This window comes from Sneathiella chungangensis (assembly GCF_009882935.1).
GTDB classification, from domain to species: Bacteria; Pseudomonadota; Alphaproteobacteria; order Sneathiellales; family Sneathiellaceae; genus Sneathiella; species Sneathiella chungangensis.
This window is the reverse complement of the sequence record NZ_WTVA01000015.1, coordinates 742800-761480: the sequence shown is the minus strand read 5'-3', so window position 1 is coordinate 761480 and position 18681 is coordinate 742800. Positions and strand designations below refer to the sequence as shown.

The window sequence follows — 18681 nt, the reverse complement described above, 5'->3', positions numbered from 1 at the left end:
GCCATATTTTTATCCAGTATTTCCCTAAAAATGGCCATAATGCAACAATAGTTTGTGCGCGCATTGCAACGGGGATGTCACAATTTCCCCTGGAAATGCGTTTCTTAGAAAAAATATTAATCTTTTTTCAGCGTTTTTTATGTAGGATCTGCCGTGATCCAGCGTTGGCAAAGACGCCGATTATTTATATGATCCAGCCATGGCTGGTTTCGACTTATTGAGGGAAGCGTGAGCATACAGAAAAACCCGCTTCTGAAGGAAACTTTAGACAAATGTTCCCGGGTCTTCATCATCATAGCGGTTTTCGGCCTGGCCATTAACCTGCTTATGTTGACGGCCCCGCTGTTCATGATGCAGGTGTTTGACCGGGTCATCACCAGCCGCAACACGGATACATTGATATTGCTGATGCTGATTGCCGCCCTGGCTCTGTTGACCATGGCGATGCTTGAGGGTGTCCGCACCTTTATTCTCGTCAGGATGAGCCGCTGGCTGGACGGCCAGGTCGGCGGCGCGGCGCTGACGGCAAGTATCATGTCCGGCCTGACGACGGGACGGGAAGCCAGCGTCCAGGGACTTCGCGATCTCAGCACCTTCCGCTCGTTTCTGACCGGCCCCGGCATTTTTCCGATCCTTGATGCGCCCTTCGCCCCGATTTTTCTTGGCGTCATGTTTCTGCTGCATCCGCTTCTCGGCTGGATCTCCCTGATCGGCGCCGTCTTCCTTCTCGCGATCGGTATCGCCAACGAACGCTTCACCCGCAAGCTTCTCGCTGAATCCAACGGCCAGCAGATGGTGGCGATGAAACAGGCGGAGACGGCCTCGCGCAATGCCGACGTCATCGAGGCGATGGGAATGATGCCGCAGCTGATCAAGCGCTGGAATACCCGCCATGCTGATTCGCTGGCCCTGCAGGCGCAAGCCAGCGACCGCGGTGGCGTCCTCTCGGCGGCGTCCAAATTCGTCCGCGTGATGTTGCAGATCGGCGTGACCGGCGCGGGCGCCTGGCTGGTCATCCGGGCGGAGATGAGCCCGGGCGCGATGATTGCCGGATCGATTATCATGGGCCGCGCCCTCGCCCCCGTTGAGCAGGCGATCGGTTCCTGGAAGGGCTTCCTGACCGCGCGGGCGGCCTATGGCCGGCTGAAAGCGCAACTGGAAAGCAGCCCGCCGACGGGAACGGACATTATGCCGCTTCCCCGGCCGAAAGGCGCTGTTTCGGTTGAGGGGCTGAGCTATACGCATATCAATACGAAGGAGCCGATCCTTCGCAATATCAATTTCCGCCTTGAACCCGGTGAGGTGCTCGGCATTATCGGTCCGACGGCAGCCGGCAAGACGACGCTTGTGCGGCTGCTGGTCGGCAATCTCAAGCCGCGCTTCGGCCATGCCCGCCTCGACGAGATGGATGTCGCCGAATGGAGCGCCGACGACCGCGGCCAGTATATCGGCTATCTGCCGCAGGATATCGAACTGTTCGCCGGCACGATCCGCGAGAATATCGCCCGCATGAACGAAGGGGATCCGGCGCTGGTCATCGCCGCCGCCAAGAAGGCGGGCATCCATGACATGGTTCTGCGGATGGAAAAGGGCTACGAGACCGAGATTGGCGAAGGCGGCGCGGCGCTGTCGGGCGGACAGCGGCAGCGCATTGCCCTTGCCCGCGCCCTTTACGGCAATCCCAGCTTGCTGGTACTTGATGAGCCCAATGCCAACCTTGACAGCGTCGGTGAATCCGCGCTGATGCGCGCCATGGATAATCTCAGGGCCGAGGGCATGACGGTGATCGTTATTGCCCATCGGCCGAATATCCTGCGCCATGTCGACAAGATCCTGGTCCTCAAGGACGGCATGCTTCAGGAATTCGGTCCGCGCGATGAAGTGATGATGAAGCTCCAGGGTGTGCAGAAGGCGCTGCCCGGTCCGAACCAGACGATCCAGGTGAGGAAAGAAAAAGATCAGGCGGATAAGCCGGTGCGGACGAAAGTCCGAACCCCCGAACCAACCGACGCGGCGGGGATCAAGGTTGCCAAAAAATTCACACCGACACGAAGTGCGCCGTTATCTAAGGTGCCGCTGAAAAAGGCGAACGGGGTGCATATGAATGGCAGCGGGCCGCGAAAGAAACCGACTGTGCTGACCATGGGACCGAGCGAAAAGATCAAGGCTAAAATCCAGTCGCTGACGTCCCATCCGCTCAGCGATTCAGACATTTCGAAAATTTACTCCCTGTTCGTCCAAGGCGATCAGGAGGGCGCATTGAAGTATATCGAGGAAATCAAAAGATGATGAATGTACGCGGGCCGGTGCTTTTTGGCCTGGTCATAATTTTCCTCTTCTTCGGCGCGTTTGTCGGATGGGCGGCTTTCGCCCCCTTGGGAAGCGCGGCGATCGCCCAGGGGGTGGTCAGCGTGGAAGGAAACCGCAAGTCCGTGCAGCATCTTGAGGGCGGCATTGTCTCGGAAATCAAGGTCAAGGACGGCGATATCGTCAAGAAGGGCGACGTTCTGATCGTTCTTGACGAAGTGCAATCCAAGGCCTCCATGGAAATCGTCCGCAGCCGGCGCGCCGTCGCCCTGGCCCAGAAAGCGCGCCTGACCGCGGAGCGGGACGGTCTGGACAAGATCGATTTTCCGGAATGGCTTCTGGAACGCAAGGATGAGCCGAACATAAAGGAGGCCATGCAGGGCCAGCAGAATATCTTCGAGTCCCGGCGGACGTCGCGCGAAGGCCAGATCACAATACTCCGCCAGAAGGCGTCACAGCTGGAAGAGGAGATCAAGGGGCTGGAGGGACAGGTTTCCTCCTCCGACCGGCAGATTTCGCTGATTGCCGACGAGATAAAAGACGTCGAGAGCCTGGTCGAGAAGAACCTTGCCAAACGCCCGCGGCTGCGCGCCTTGCAGCGGAGTCTTGCCGAACTGAAGGGCAATCGCAGCCAGAATGTGTCGAGAATTGCCCAGACGCGGCAGGCGATCGGCGAGGTCGAGCTGCAGATCAACGAACTCAACAACAGCCTGATGGATGAGGTCGTCGCGGAGCTGCGTGACGTGCAGGCGCAAATTTTCGATCTCGAAGAGCAGACGCGCGCCTCCGAAGACGTGCTGAACCGGACGGAAATCCGGGCGCCGACCGATGGCTATGTGGTGAACCTGCAGGTCCATACCACCGGAGGCGTCATCAAGCCGGGCGAAACGGTCCTGGATATTGTTCCGGATAACGTCCAGCTGATCGTCGAGGCAAAGGTCAATACCAAAGATATCGACTCCGTCTATATCGGCGCCCAGGCGCGCATCCGCTTTCCCGCCTTCAGCCAGCGCTTCTCCCTGCCGGCGGAGGGAACCGTTTTGAGCGTATCGGCCGACAGCCTGGAAGATGATCGAACCGGGAATTTCTATTATCTTGCGCGGGTTCAGATAGACAATCTTGAAAATGCGGATATCAAGGTGACGCAACTGCGCCCGGGCATGCAGGCGGATGTGATGATTGCAACGGGCGAACGGACCGCGCTTGATTATTTCGTGAACCCGATCATTCTCAGCTTCAACCGCGCGCTCAGGGAAGATTGAGGGCGGCGGGCGGTCTGGTGCAAATTACGCCGGCTCGTGGGGAAACCCTTTCTTTCTCCGGCGCGTTTGCTATAGATTGATGGAGGAAGCTTAAAAGCAACCCCGGCGTAATTTTTTGAAGTACTGGCTCCGTGCGCATTCTGAACATCATCATTTCAAGTGCTTTTTGTATCTGCGCAGATTTTATTTAACATTCAAATGACATATTAGCCGCGAGATGTCTTGGACAAGGAACAATTTTACACTTTTTAAACCTTACTTCTCTAGATTGATGGTTACCAATTCCGGAATTGAAAGCGCGAGTAATGAAGATTGCGATAGTTTCACGGCATGACCCCACGAATATGTCCGCGTGGTCAGGGACGCCTTATTTCATTACCCGTGAAATAAAGAAAATCTCTGATGACGTGGTCGTTATTCGCGCGCAGAAAATGGGATTGTTGCTCGGCCTGACGAGAGTGATCCGGTATATTTCCAAATTGTTCGGCTCGAGTATCGATCTGTCGGTTACGAACGCCTATAGCAAGGCCGTTGGCCACGAAATTCAGAGAAAAATTGACCAGGCGGATCCGGAAGTCGTCATTGGCATTGCCGCCTCGCCGGAACTTGCCAATATCAAAACCTCCGCGCCCATCCTGCATATCTCCGATGCGACCTATGCGGTCATGACGAATTACTATCCGGAAGTGAGCCGTGTTCCGAAATGGCTATGGCGGGAAGGAAACGAGATTGAGCGGCGCGTCATCGAGAATTCCACCTATTCCATCTTCCCCTCGCAATGGGCGATGAAATCGGCGCAGCAGGATTACGACGCCAATCCCGCGAAGCTCCAGTTTATCCGCCTTGGCGCAAATGTCGGCGAGCTGCCGGGCGTGGATGAGCCCTATCTCGCGCGGAAGTTTGACGACGAGTTAAGACTCCTCTTCATGGGGAAAGACTGGGATCGCAAGGGCGGCGAGATAATCCTCTCGGCCTTCGAGAAACTCAGAAAAGACGGAATAGCCGCTGAGCTTTCCATTGTCGGCTGTGACCCGTTTCCGGGAAAACCGCCGGCGGGTGTCACAGTCTATGAGAATATCCGAAAGAACGATCCTGAACAGTTTGCGCTCTATAACAAGCTGTTTTCCGAAGCCTCCCTCTTTGTACTGCCGACGCGCGCCGAGGCATATGGCCTGGTCTTTGCGGAGGCCGCCGCCTTCGCAACACCGGTGATCGCGCCGATGACGGGCGGCATCCCGTCGGTGGTCGATGACGGAAAATCCGGCATCCTGTTGCCGCTGTCCGCCAGCGGCGAAGACTATGCCGACGCCGTCCTCGACCTTTGGCGGGACAAGGCACGGCTAAGGGATATGGCCAGTTATGCCCGCGACAAATATGTGAGCGAATTGAACTGGGACAGATGGCGGACGGACTTCAGCGCGATTCTCGCGGATCTGCAAACCAGCTCCGGGCAGGAGGACGATGCTCCGATCCGCCCATCGGCGATCCATTGAATTATCGTTACCTCGGGCTGCCGCGGGATGACAGGCGGGACTTGTACAGACGACAGCGCTTCGCCCGGATTGTTTGATGACTGAAGGAAAGAGCATGCCCACCCAGCGGATATCTGTCGTCATAGCGACCTATAACTGCGATGCGACACTACCCGTCACCCTCGACTCTCTGCTCGGTCAGACGCGCAAGGCCGACGAAATCATCATCGTCGACGATCACAGCGCAACCCCGGCCGCTGAGCTTCTCGGCGACCTTGATCCCGAGATACGGATTATCCGCCACGAGACAAATAAAGGGGTTCGATACACCCGCAATACCGGCTTTGCGGAGGCGACTGGCGATTATATTTTTTTCCTCGACGGTGATGATATCCTGTGCCCCGAGTTTTTGGCGGTCGCGCTTGATGCCCTGGACAAAAATGAGAAGGCCGGCGCCTGTTTCGCCAGCTTCTATAAATGTTTCGATGGCGACGCGGCACCAATTCTGGCGAGCCACCGCGAGCAGGTCCCCGATATAGAAACCCGTCCCAAAGGCGACGGACTGACCTACTATCTGAACCATACGGGCGCGATCATTCCCTCTTTCAGTATCTTCCGCAAAACGGCACTCGATGACATCGTGGAGGCGGACGGACTCTTTCCGACGGATCTTCTCAGCAACGAGGATTTTCACCTATTCGTCCGTATTCTGGCGAAAAACGATACGCTCTGGATTAACAATCCGATGGGCGTCTATTTCCTGCGCCCGGACAGCATTTCACGCGACCAGCTCAAGATATGGTCGTCGCGGGCGGCGGCGGTGGCCTCCCTTGTCGGGCTGGCGGACCGCCTGTCTCTCTCCCGTTTTCACGTTGCTTTCCTCAAACGAATGCAGGCCTCCGCAATGCGTCAATATGCCCGCATTCTTGCAAATGGCGGCGATCGAAACAAAGCGATGCGGTGCCTTGTCAAGGAACTCGGACGGTCACCGGATTTAAAAACATTTGCTGTTCTGGTGTTGGTCATGTTGGGTCTTCAAAAAAAGAAGATTGAATATGGCGGTGCGGAATATTAAGGCTACGTCATGGCTAGTGAAACAATCTCCATTATTATCCCGGCGTATAATTCCTCGGGCACGATCTGCGAGACAGTTGACGCTGTTTTAAACCAGACCCGCGTGCCCGATGAAATCATCGTTGTCGATGACTGCGGCCCGGACGATTTGCCGGCGGCGCTCGGGGAGCGCATGAAGCATATCACCTATATTCGCCATGAAACGAATACGGGCGTGGCGGGCGCCCGCAACACCGGCTTTTTGGCGTCAACCGGCAGCCTGATCTCCTTTCATGACGGAGACGACATACTTTTCCCGAAATTTATGGAAACGGCATCGCGCGTTCTTGCGGAAAGACCCGACATCCAGCTTTGTTTCGGCGCCTTTCACAGCGCCTTCGACGACCAGATCCCGTCGATAACCGATCGTGACATTCCGGAAAACCCGGAACTGACCATTTATAAAGCCGGAGAAATTCTGCAAGCCTATCTGTATGATGCAACCTCTCCGCTGATCAACTTCGGCCTGACACGGCGGAGCACGCTAGAACAGATCCTGAAAGACGGATGCGTTTTGGACCCGGCAAATAGGATGACCCCGGACTTCAATTACATGCTTGAGCTGTTCGTTCAGTTCAATCTTGCTTTCATTGAAAACCCCTGCGGGATCTGGCGTCTCCGGGCGAACAGCCTGTCGCAGGACCAGTTGGCGATGTGGGAAAGCCGCGTTCATAGTCTGACCTCTGTCCTTAAGGCCATATCCTCGCGGCCGGTCGCCAAGAAAAGCGTCGAATTGCTGGAGGAAAACCAGCGGGCATCCGTAAGATATTGCGGCAAGCTTCTTGCGCTTTCGGGGAAAAAATCCGCGGCTCTGAAGGTTCTCCTGAAGGAATTTTTTGCACATCCCAGAATAAAGACGGCGGCCTTGTTCGTGCTCATCGCTCTCGGGCTCCGGTATCGAAAGCAGGAGCAAAAAGAGGGCGATTGGCGGGGGAGCCGAATTAAGTAGCTGTTTTCGCTGCGCTTTCACAAAAAAACCGGCGGCCCTTTCGGAACCGCCGGTTTTCTTTTGTCCGTTTTTCGCGGCTTACGCGAAGTCGAGCGAGTCTTCCACAAGCGCGACGCCGATCACATCGAGATTTGAGCTGTTCAAATCGTCGTGCGCGTCGATATAGGCGGTCCGTTCGAACACCGACATGCCTGAGTCAATATCGAGGGACTCGTCAATGATCGAGAAGTCGGCGATCCGTCCCTGGAAATCGTCATTATTCTGGAAGGCGGTACCGCCCACCGTGACATCCCACCATTTCGGATCGGCAACCCCTCCGGTCACGCCGCTCTGCGACTGCAGCAGTTCACCGTCGAAGTAGATCGAGAAGGTGTCGGCCTCGTCATCCAGAACCAGCTGCACGTCGTGCCAATCGGTGTCCTTGATGGCATCCTTGAAGGTATAGACCTGCAACCTCTGTCCGTCTTCGGCGAAGTAGACCATAAGGTCATCGTCCTGGACCTGAATACCGTAATTCATGTGGTTCCAGAGCAGACGTCCCCGTCCGGCGTCAAGATCGTCGAGTGCGAAGGTGACACTTGCCGTGAAGTCATCCTGACCGAAATATTCGTCGCCCCGGCCGAGATTGAGAATACCGTCGCCGATGGCCGTTGCGGCCTGGTCGAGCGCGGCGATTTCCAATTCGTCGTCGAGATCCGGAATATTGCTATCGCCGGTATCCGTATCCGAGTCGCCCGTATCGGTATCGTCATTTCCGGTTTCGGTTTCATCGGGATCCTGCGGATCGGGCGTCGTGTCGTCGTCGGTCGTGTCGGTTTCATCCGGAGTTTCGGTTTCATCCGTCGTATCGTCGGTCGTATCGTCCGTACCCTGATCATCGTCATTCGTATCGTCCGTACCCTGACCATCGTCATTCGTCGAACCGTCGGTATTCTCGACCATGCTCTTGTACAACTCTTCGGCCTGGTCGCCGTTAATGGCGCCTTGCGCAAAGGATACATTATCGATGAGGCCGTTGAACGAGCCGCCGTATTCACCGCCAACGAAGAAGTCATGCCACTGGTTGCCGGTCTGGACGGCGCCGTCAAGACCCGTGACCGTCGCCGCTTCAACGCCGTCGACATAGAAAACAGCCTCGCCATTATCGCCGGAGAAGGTCAGCGTGAACTGATGCCAATCCGTATTATGGATATCGATATTGTCGATATTGACCCAGTTTGTGCCGTTTGACGTCTGGACCATCGCCGTAATGGTTTCGGAGTTGATCTTCACAACGAAGCTCGAGGAGAAGTAAATGGCGTAGCCAGAAGCGTTCTCCGCGCCGGCTTCCTTCTTGAAGTCGAAGGAGAGCGTGTAGGCGTCGTTATTCAGGAATTGCCCCGTGTTGTCATAGCTGATGGCGCCATCATTGAGCTTCACCGCCTCGCGATTGCCGTCCTTCACAAACGAGACGGAATTGGAAACAGTTTCATCGTCGCTGTTCGGATCTGCGGCGTTATTGGCATCTCCGTTCATGTTCGCCCGTATCAGGTCATCCGTTTCCACGGGATCGTTCGAGCCGGTCGTGTCGTCACCACCATTGCCGTTGTTGCCCGTATTGGTATCATCATCGGAATTATCCGGTGTTTCGTTGGAATCGTCCGGCGTTTCCGTATCTGAATCCGTCGTATCATCCGGTGTGTCCGGCGTTTCGTTGGAATCGTCGGGCGTCGAATTGTCGTCCGAGCCATTGTCATGGGTCGTACCGGGACCAACCTCCGTCAGATCCGCACCGGCGCCGAGATCTTTAACCGGCTGCAGGTCGTCCAGATCCGGGTTGCCGGACATGGCATCAACAAACAGCTTGCCGATATAGTTGCTGGCGCCCGAGTTCGATTCCTGAACATAATAGTTGTTGGAATTCTTCAGGATGCCGATGTCGTCGGTATATTCAGCAATCGGCGCCGAAATGACGTTGTCGGTGACGACGACATTCTTCGTTGCCAGGCTGAAATTAATGCCGGGAGAGTTCTTCGGGTCATCGACACTCGGAAGCATCGTGTTGTTGGTCACCTGAACGCCGTCGGCACCTTCAATCAGGATTGCCTGGCGATGACCGAGATGCATCACGTTGTTGTCGATCACGACATTTTCAAACTTGGCGGCCGTATTGCCATGATCTTCGATATAGACGCCCATGATGGGGAAGCCGTCCGACTGATCGAAGAAGTTGTTTGTAATGGTGATATTGGCGCTGTCTTCCGACTGGCTGCTGTCGATCCAGAAGTGAATATTGTCGCCATGGTCGTTGGAACCGCCATAACCGTAGGGGTTCGACGCACCGAAATAGTTTCCGTCCACGGTTACATCATGAACATCCGCGCCGACGATATGCGATGTACGGACATTTTCGATCGACCCGTTGAGAATTTCAACCTGCTCGGATTCATGAAGAACAACGCCCTTGCCGAACGTGTCAATGACGTTGCCGTCAAGTTTCACGTCGTCGGAATACTGAATGGTGACACCGCGTCCCGCGGCATATCCGGCAGCATTTCCGTTACTCGTCGTGGAGGCCAGCTCGCCCTCGATAACCGAATTGACGATGCTGATGTCCGACGACCGGTTCACCATGAATGCGCTGTCGTGAGAATAGGACGACGCGGTCGGATGGTAATCCACTTCGATGGAGTCGAAGGTAACGTTCGACGAATAGCTTACGTTAACGGTGCTAAATACCGCCATATTGTCGGGATTGGCAGAGACAATGGTAACTTCCGAACTGAAGTTAAGATTGCTGACACTTAAACTGCCGTAATTACCACTGTTCAAAACAATGGTTTCGCCGCCAGTGGCGCTCTTGAGTGCTGCGCTTAATTGGGAGCTGTTTGAGACTATAATTGTCGTATTCGCCATTTTATTTATGCTCACTTTTACCGGAATGGTTTTTATTTAATAAAATCTGGTTACTGGCAACACTTACTGGCCTGGTCTCAAAGGAACTGACCTTGTTATACGTGCATTCAGTAGACAGTATATTTGTTAACATGAAATTAATTTTTTAACCTCTGTGATCTCTCACGCTTAATATTAACAATTCGTTTACGATTACTTCGATTTCGTCCACATACAAAGTTATAGACACCTTATTTACGGGCGATTTTCTCGAAAAATCTCACGTGTAGACTAGTATGTCCACGAATAAGGCTAGAATATGGCACGGAAAGGGACTTTTTGCGGCCAATTTTTTTGTAAATCATTTGTTAATATAAAAATTATTTCTTAAAAATCATCAGTTTTATTTAAAGAGAAGTAATTAAAGGTTACTTTTTTATTAACTCTCGGAATGATATGCTGGTTTCGCCGCATTATTGTAAAAAATATTAAATTAAATAATTTTTTAATTTGCGAATTTATTTCGCTTATTCTTCGCAACTCCCGCCGAATAAACTGTGGGGCGTCAAACAATAATTTTTTTACGGCCTGGACCGGTCAAATTTTCGTCGGATGACTGGCATCGGCGGGTTTCGACCAAATTGGGCGGCTGCCCTATTTCCCGGAAAAAAGGTGAAAATTTTCTCCGGTCGGCCGGAAATCAGCCGGATTTTGCGCCGTAGATCATAGGAATATGCATTTTTTTGACCCTATCACCCATATGAGGGATGCAGGAAAGAGACGAGCGTCATATTCCTGTAGGCAATGAGGAATACCAAATCCGTGTCTCCAAAGTCGGGCGGACGGAAATCCGGGAGTAAAAAAGTGCTGTTTCAAAAGTTTGCAGTGACAGGTCTGGCGATGCTGTTGATGGGCGCCGTAGCCGCGTCCGCCGCGCCGGTGAGCGTGGAGAAGGCGTCCGTGGGCGTGACATTGCCACAACAGCCTGCCGTTGGGGAAACAGCGGAAGCGGGCGCCCTGTCGGCGCATCAGGCGACCGCATTCGCCCTGTTCAAGGATAAGCCGGCAACGGACATTGCCGAGAAGGGATCGACAGGCGGAAGTTTCATGAGTTCCGTGCCCTTGCCGCCGGCCGTTTTGCTCTTTGGCGGGGCGCTGGGCGCCATATTTTGGCTCGGCCGTCGCCGCAAGCAGGATAATTCAAACTGGGAATAAGTGAATTTAAATTGCCAGACTATATTACAAAGTAAATTTTCTATCGTCGCCGATCCCGTTTCGGGTGAGGCTTCAAAAGTAACATTTCAGTACCCATATAAAGTGGTGGCCGGTTGGCCACCACTTTTTTTTATTCTTCGAAAGATCACAATCTTGTTTGTAGAATATATGGATCAACCGCGTTAACATGGCGCCTTCGCCGTTGCGAGACGACGACAACTTTCAAATGCGCAGATTGGAAGAAGCATCTAATGCCCCTGACCCGGCTTAACAGGTTAATTTCAAGACGCTCGACGAACCTGGCCGAAGCAAAGCCCGACGACTTCGCCGGCGGTTCGGTTTCCCTCAAAAGCGCGACCCTGCCCGAGGGGCAGCGTGCCTATGTCATCGGTGACATCCATGGTCGCAAGGATCTGCTGCTGCCATTGCTGGACAGGATCGAGCGGGACCGGTCGCATAGCAACGATGTCAGGACCCACCTGATATTCCTGGGCGACTATGTCGACCGCGGCCCCATGAGTTCCGGCGTTATCGATCAGATGCTGGACATTGTTAACTCCGACATGAATGTCATCGCGCTCAAGGGCAATCATGAGGCGGCGATGATGTCCTTTTTGCAGGACCCGGTGAAAGGCAAGCGCTGGCTGCACTACGGGGGTGACGCGACACTCCGAAGCTATGGCGTGGACATTGACCTTGCGGGTCTGTCCGAAGAGACAATCGTCAAGGCGGGACGGCGGCTTAAAAAGAATCTCCCCGATTCCCATCTTAAATTTATCGGAACGCTGAAAAGCGGCCATTCCATGGGCGATTATTTCTTTGTGCATGCCGGTATCGAGCCCGGAACAGCGATTGACGAGCAGCGCGAGCATGATCTTCTCTGGATTCGCGACAGTTTCCTCGCCCATGAGGGCCTGTACGAGAAGGTCGTCGTCCATGGCCATAGTATTATTCCCGAGCCTGAGTTCAGGGAAAACCGGATCGGGATCGACACCGGAGCATTTTATTCGAACATTCTGACCTGTCTCGTTCTGGAAGGGGACCGCAAGGAGATCCTATGAATGTCCGGCCGTTTGCCTGCGTTATCCTGACCCTCGCTTCCCTCCTCTGCTCCCTTCCGTTCAATCCGTCTTTTTCTCAAACCGGCGCCGAGGTGCCCGCCGCGTTTCTCGATCGGCAGGATGTCTTTCCGGTCGGCGTATGGCTTCAGGATCCGGTAAATGCCCGCGCGTATCAATCGATCGGGATTAATTTCTATGCCGGTCTGTGGGAAGGGCCGACCGTCGCGCAGCTGGAACAGTTGCAGGCGGCCCGCATGCCCGTCTTCGCTCCGCAAAATGATATCGGCCTTTCCGGCCGCTATCGGGATATCATCGCCGGATGGATCATGCCCGATGAGCCGGACAATGCGCAGGCGAAAGATGGCGGCGGTTTCGGCCCGCCCATCCCGCCGGCCGAACTGTTGGCGCTCTACCGGAAAATGAAGGAACGGGATCCGGACCGGCCGATCCTTCTTAACCTTGGTCAGGGCGTCGCCTGGGATCAGTGGTACGGCCGGGGAACACGGACAAACCATCCGGAAGATTATAAGGAGTATGTCCGGGCCGGGGATATTCTCTCGTTCGATATTTATCCGGTCACCCACCGCGATGCCGGTGTCCGCGGGCGCCTTGATTTCGTTGCGCGGGGTGTCGATCGGCTGATCGGTCTGACCGGCGGCGCCAAACCCGTCTGGGCGGTGATCGAGGCGAGCCGCGTGTCCAATCCGAAGCTTCTCCCCACCGGAGACGAGGTGCGCAAACTCGTCTGGCTCAGCATTATCCATGGCGCGCGGGGCATCATATATTTCGTCCACCAATTTTCCCCCCGCTTTATCGAAGCCTCCCTCCTCGGGAACCGGGCGTTAAGCGCCGATGTCGCGGCGATTAACAGGCGGCTGCAGTCGTTGGCGCGCGTCCTTAAAAGCGACTCGCTGCCCGGCGCCATTCGTATCGAGACGGACGCCACGGCGCCGTCGGGAAGCATCTCGGCGATCGTCAAGAAAGACGACTGCCATCTTTACGTCTTCGCCGGTTCCGTCAGTAAATTTGCCGCCTCTGTGCGTCTCGTGCTGACCGGCGAGGCGGTGATGCCGCAAGTCGAGGTGCTCGATGAAGACCGGACGCTGCCGCTTGAGAAGGGGGCCTTCCGGGACGCATTCGAGCCCTATGCCGTGCATCTTTATAAAATACCCCGGAGCGACACGAAAAACTGCCATTAGCGCGGGACGCTGTTCGCCGGCGGCCCTCCGCGCCATGACGCCCTGCCCACTGAAAAGACGGACCCGAAAAGACAATCGGCGACTACCAAACGTTCGTTTTATATACAGAATAATTCTCTTATATAGGGGTGCGCCCTTACAGACGGATGATGCCGTCCTTGCTAATCCTCTGCCATGGTTGACGAATTTCCGCTGCGGTGATAAGCGGCTTTTATTAGGACATGAAACAAATTCAAATTTTGTTGATACACAAATAAAGCTTTGAAAAAAATAAGATTTTTAATGGTTAATATCCTTTTCAAATTTGGTCTTAAAGGATAATTTAAACAAATTCTTCTATTCTTGTTGCATACGGATGCAATGTCTGAAGGGGTGGGATTCAGAAAATGGTCGCGAAGGCGCAGGATTTAAAACAAGAGCAGATCGAAAAAGTTCTCTCTATAGTAGAAAATCGCTTGGACAAAAAGACGGCGGCGGATGCGATAAAATTCGTGCGTCAGTTCTATGAACGGCCGGCGCCGGAGGATGTGCTCGGCGTGCCGCCGGAATATCTCTATGGATCGGCATTGTCACTCTACAAATTCGCCGCGGTGCGCCTGCCGGGCGTGGCGAAGCTGCGCGTCTTTACCCCGGATCTGGAAGAGCATGGCTGGAAAACGACGCATTCCGTGATCGAGATCGTCAATGATGACATGCCCTTTCTCGTGGACAGCGTGACGGCGGCGCTGAACCGGCGGGGGCTTACGGTCCATCAGGTTGTCCATCCGGTGGTGTATGTCGAGCGCGACAGCAAGGGAAATCGCCTTCGGACCTACGACGCGGAGCCTTCGGGCAAACAGAAATCGGTGCGCGAAAGCGTCATGCATTTCGAGATCGACGAGCAATCCGACCCGGCAGTGCTTCTCGAGGTCGAGGCAAATCTTGCGGATATCCTCAATGACGTCCGGATTGCGGTTGAAGACTGGAAACCCATTCTCGCCCATGTTGATGCGATTAGCGAAAATCTGAAGAAAAATCCGCCGCCGCTGGACAAGGGCGAAATCGACGAAGCCCTGGCGCTGCTGCAATGGATGTCCGACAACCATTTTACCTTCCTCGGGTATCGCGAGTTCGAATTCGCCGCAGACAGCAAGGGAAAACTGGATCGCTGGGGCCTTGTCGAAGGGTCCGGCCTTGGTATCCTGCGAGATCCGACGCGCCGCATCATGACCGGCAGCACGGAAATATCGCCGGAAGTGAAGGATTTTCTCCGCCGCCGTGAACTGATCATCGTGACCAAGGCGAATGTCCGCTCCACGGTCCACCGCGCCGTCCATCTCGATTATGTCGGCGTCAAGAAGTTCAACAAGAAAGGCGAGGTTATCGGCGAATGCCGGTTTACCGGCCTGTTCACCTCGGCCGCCTATAACCGGATTCCCCGCGATATCCCCTATCTTCGCCGCAAGGTCAGCCAGACGCTGGAACTTGCCGGTTTTGCCAAAAACAGTCACGACGAAAAGGCCTTTACGCATATTCTGGAGAGCTATCCGCGCGATGAACTGTTCCAGATTTCCGTCGAGGATCTCTATGAGAACGGGACCAAGATACTTTCCCTGCAGGAACGGCCAAGGATCGGCGTGCTTCTGCGTCGCGACCGGTTCGAGCGGTTCGTCTCGGCGATTGTCTATACCCCGCGGGAGAAGTTCAACACGGACATCCGGCGTAAATTCGGCGATCTGCTGGCGGACGCCCATAACGGCTCGCTGTCGTCCCATTATGCCCTCGTCGGCGATGATGTCCTCGCGCGCATACATTATATCATCGCCCTCAAGAGCAAGCATAAACCGAAGGTCGATGAAGAAGACCTGGAACGACGGCTGGTTGAAGCGTCGCGGGACTGGTCGGACGATCTTCTCGATGCGTTGCTTGAAAAATGGGGTGAGGAAAAGGGCCTGCGCCTGAAGACGCGCTACGGCGACGCGTTCCCCGCCGGGTATAAAGAAAGATTCAATGCCGACCTCGCGCTCTATGACATCGAGAAGATCGAGGCTGTCTTTAAATCCCGGGAACTCGGCCTCAATCTGTATCGCTGGGTGGAGGACCCGGAAAACAAGGTGCGTTTCAAGGTCTACAGCCAGGAAACACCGCTGACCCTCTCCGATTGCCTGCCCATGCTCGAGAATATGGGGCTCAAGGTGCTGGCGGAAAATCCCTATCTCGTCCATTCGGAGGATATGCCGGGGAAAGTCTGGATACATGATTTCGAGCTGATCGAACCGGGCGGCTATGCCCTCGATCTCCATGACCTGAAGGCGAAATTCGAGGAAACCTTCCGCCGGGTCTGGACCGGCAATATGGAAAATGACGGCTTCAACCGTCTGGTGATGCGCGCCGGCCTCGACTGGCGGAATATTGTCGTGTTGCGGGCCTATGCGAAATATCTGCGGCAGGCCGGCATCACTTTCAGCCAGACTTATATGATGAACACGCTTTCGGGCAATCCGGAAATCGTCAAGCGCCTTGTCGAGCTTTTCTATGCCCGTTGCGACCCGGCGCAGGACAAGGATCGCGATGAGAATGTCGCGCGTATCCTGGAAGGCATCTGGCAGCAACTCGACGCCGTGGCCAGCCTTGATGAGGACCGCATTCTCCGCCGCTTCGTCAACCTGATTCTCTGCACCCTGCGTACCAATGTGTTCCAGGCGCGCGTCGACGAACAGGGCAAACCCTATTATTCCTTCAAGCTCGACAGCCAGAAGGTGGAGGAACTGCCGCTTCCCCGGCCGTTCGTCGAAATCTTCGTCTATAGCCCGCGGGTCGAAGGCGTGCATCTGCGCGGCGGCAAGGTCGCGCGCGGGGGCCTGCGCTGGTCCGACCGGCGGGAGGATTTCCGCACCGAGGTTCTGGGCCTGATGAAGGCGCAGATGGTCAAGAATACGGTTATCGTGCCGGTCGGCTCTAAGGGTGGATTCTACCCCAAGAACCTGCCGAGCGCCGGATCGCGGGAGGAATTCCTCGCGGAGGGGATCAACTGCTACAAGATATTCATCTCCGGCCTGCTCGATATTACCGATAATTACGTCGGTAGCGACGTCGTGCCGCCCGAGAATGTCGTCCGTCATGACGGCGACGATCCCTATCTCGTCGTTGCGGCGGATAAAGGCACGGCGACCTTCTCCGATATCGCGAATGAAGTGGCGATTTCCTACGGCTTCTGGCTGGGGGATGCCTTCGCCTCCGGCGGTGCCGCCGGCTATGATCACAAGAAGATGGCGATTACCGCGCGCGGCGCCTGGGAATCGGTGAAACGGCATTTCCGCGAGATGGGGATCGATACCCAAAGCCAGGAATTCGATGTGGCCGGCATCGGCGACATGTCCGGCGACGTGTTCGGCAATGGCATGCTGCTGTCCGAGAAAATCCGGCTTGTCGCGGCGTTCGATCATCGCAACATCTTCATCGATCCCGCGCCGGACGCGGCGAAAAGCTTCAAGGAGCGCAAGCGGATGTTTGCCCTTCCCCGCTCGTCCTGGGAAGATTACGATCCCAAGCTGATCTCGGCCGGCGGCGGCGTGTTCGACCGCAAGGCGAAGGCTGTTCCGGTGACGCCGGAAATCAAGAAACTGCTGGACATCAAGGCCGACCAGGTTACGCCCAACGAACTCATCATGGCCATTCTGAAAATGAAAGTTGACCTGTTGTGGTTCGGCGGGATCGGCACCTATATCAAATCAAGCCACCAGAGCAACGCCGAGGTCGGCGACCGCGCCAATGATTCCATCCGCGTCAACGGCAAGGAAGTGCGCGCGAAAGTAATCGGCGAGGGCGGCAATCTCGGGGTGACGCAACTCGGCCGCATCGAATATGCGCTGAACGGCGGCCGGCTGAACACCGATGCCATCGATAATTCGGCCGGTGTCGACTGCTCCGACCATGAGGTCAATATCAAGATTTTGCTGCGCGCCGTTCTCGACGATGGTGAGATGACGGACAAGCAGCGGGACCGCCTGCTTGTCGATATGACCGATGACGTGGCCGCCCATGTGCTTGAGGATAATTACCTGCAAACTCAGGCCCTGACCACGGCCGAGCGGCAAAGCGTCGACAATTTCGCCGAGAATATTCTGTTCATGCGGTCGCTCGAGAAGGCGGGGCGGCTCGACCGGGCGGTGGAGAATCTGCCCGATGATGAGGAAATCGCCCGCCGTCAGGCGGCGAATATCGGCCTGACCCGGCCGGAAATGTCCGTGCTCCTCGCCTATGCCAAGATGACGCTTTACTCCGATATCCTTGAAACGGACCTTCCGGACGATCCCTATTACGCCCTCTGGCTTGCCGACTATTTCCCGCCGCAACTGCGCGAGAAATTCGCCGCCTACGTGGCGGGGCATCGGCTGCGCCGTGAAATCATTACGACGATTATCATCAACCGGCTCGTCAACCGCGCCGGTCCGACCTTCGTCTTTCAGATGATGGAAGAGCAGGGGTGCCGGGCAGAGGATGTCGCCCGCGCCTTCGCGCTGGTCTGCGCCGTCTTCGATCTTGAAAAACTCTGGTCGGGGATCGAGGCGCTGGACAACAAGGTAAGCACGGATGTCCAGGGCCGGATGATCGACGTCACCCAGAAACTCGCCCGGCGGGCGACGCTCTGGTGTCTCCGTCATCTCAGCCGGTCCGATGACATCGCCGGTGAAGTCAAGCGGCTTTCGGCCGACATGCGCAAGCTCGAAAAAGGTCTTGAAGACCTGTTGAGCGAGGAGGGGTGCCGCCGCTTCGTCGCCCGGGCGAACCAGCTTTCCGCCGATGGCGTTCCGGAAACCCTCGCGCGCCGGGTTGCGGCGCTGGGGCCCCTGCGCTCTTCCCTTGATGTGGTGCAGGCCGGCAAGATGGCCAGCCGCCCGATCGCCGAGGTTGGCGAGGTGTATTTCGCCGTCGGCGCGGACCTCAATCTCGACTGGCTGCGGACCGCCGCAGAAACGATCGAGCCCGCCAATAACTGGGACCGGCTCGCCATCACCGCGATCATCGACGATCTCTACGGCCAGCAGCGCGCCATCACGGCCTCGATCTTTGCCGGGGCGAATGGTCACAAGGGACGCGCCGCGTTCGATTTCTGGGCGGGCAACAACCAACTGGCGATCCGGCGGTCGAAAGAGCTTATTCAGGAATTCAAGTCGACCGGCGCGCTGGATATTTCCAAACTCGCCTTCGCCAACCGGCAGTTCCGTTCCATGATTACGTGATTGTCTA

At 55.7% G+C, this 18681-nt stretch carries 10 protein-coding genes; 9 read left to right on the top strand and 1 reads right to left on the bottom strand.

Annotated features, from left to right (window positions below):
- The first annotated feature begins 228 nt into the window (after positions 1-228).
- The 5 genes from GQF03_RS16665 (at position 229) to GQF03_RS16645 (ending at position 7103) form a co-directional block, all read left to right on the top strand.
- On the top strand, positions 229-2289 hold the full coding sequence (locus GQF03_RS16665) for a type I secretion system permease/ATPase (protein ID WP_161340436.1): 2061 nt from the start codon (positions 229-231) through the stop codon (positions 2287-2289).
- Positions 2286-3569: an HlyD family type I secretion periplasmic adaptor subunit gene (locus GQF03_RS16660; RefSeq protein WP_161340435.1), complete on the top strand. Its 1284-nt coding sequence runs from the start codon at positions 2286-2288 to the stop codon at positions 3567-3569. Before GQF03_RS16665 ends, GQF03_RS16660 begins: the two co-directional genes overlap by 4 nt.
- A 344-nt stretch (positions 3570-3913) precedes the next feature.
- The gene (locus tag GQF03_RS16655) at positions 3914-5062 is read left to right on the top strand and encodes a glycosyltransferase family 4 protein (protein ID WP_161340434.1); all 1149 of its coding nucleotides are present in this window, start codon (positions 3914-3916) and stop codon (positions 5060-5062) included.
- A gap of 76 nt (positions 5063-5138) precedes the next feature.
- Positions 5139-6116, top strand: a complete 978-nt coding sequence (locus tag GQF03_RS16650; RefSeq protein ID WP_161340433.1) for a glycosyltransferase family 2 protein — start codon at positions 5139-5141, stop codon at positions 6114-6116.
- Between the two features lie 9 nt (positions 6117-6125).
- Positions 6126-7103 (top strand): glycosyltransferase family 2 protein, encoded by a 978-nt coding sequence (locus GQF03_RS16645; protein WP_161340432.1) that lies wholly within the window; start codon positions 6126-6128, stop codon positions 7101-7103.
- 78 nt (positions 7104-7181) lie between these two features.
- Here the strand turns inward: GQF03_RS16645 and GQF03_RS16640 are convergent, their stop codons facing one another.
- Positions 7182-9998: a LamG-like jellyroll fold domain-containing protein gene (locus GQF03_RS16640; RefSeq protein WP_161340431.1), complete on the bottom strand. Its 2817-nt coding sequence runs from the start codon at positions 9996-9998 to the stop codon at positions 7182-7184.
- Between the two features lie 843 nt (positions 9999-10841).
- Here GQF03_RS16640 and GQF03_RS16635 point away from each other — a divergent pair.
- The 4 genes from GQF03_RS16635 to GQF03_RS16620 all read left to right on the top strand — a co-directional run bounded on the left by GQF03_RS16635 (position 10842) and on the right by GQF03_RS16620 (position 18674).
- On the top strand, positions 10842-11192 hold the full coding sequence (locus tag GQF03_RS16635) for a hypothetical protein (protein ID WP_161340430.1): 351 nt from the start codon (positions 10842-10844) through the stop codon (positions 11190-11192).
- Positions 11193-11443: 251 nt separating this feature from the next.
- Positions 11444-12253, top strand: a complete 810-nt coding sequence (locus GQF03_RS16630) for a metallophosphoesterase family protein (RefSeq protein WP_161340429.1) — start codon at positions 11444-11446, stop codon at positions 12251-12253.
- Positions 12250-13452, top strand: coding sequence for an alpha-amylase family protein (locus GQF03_RS16625; protein WP_161340427.1), 1203 nt, complete (start codon positions 12250-12252; stop codon positions 13450-13452). The genes GQF03_RS16630 and GQF03_RS16625 overlap by 4 nt, the downstream gene beginning before the upstream one ends.
- Positions 13453-13907: 455 nt before the next feature.
- Positions 13908-18674: an NAD-glutamate dehydrogenase gene (locus tag GQF03_RS16620; RefSeq protein WP_206375913.1), complete on the top strand. Its 4767-nt coding sequence runs from the start codon at positions 13908-13910 to the stop codon at positions 18672-18674.
- Positions 18675-18681: the final 7 nt, after the last annotated feature.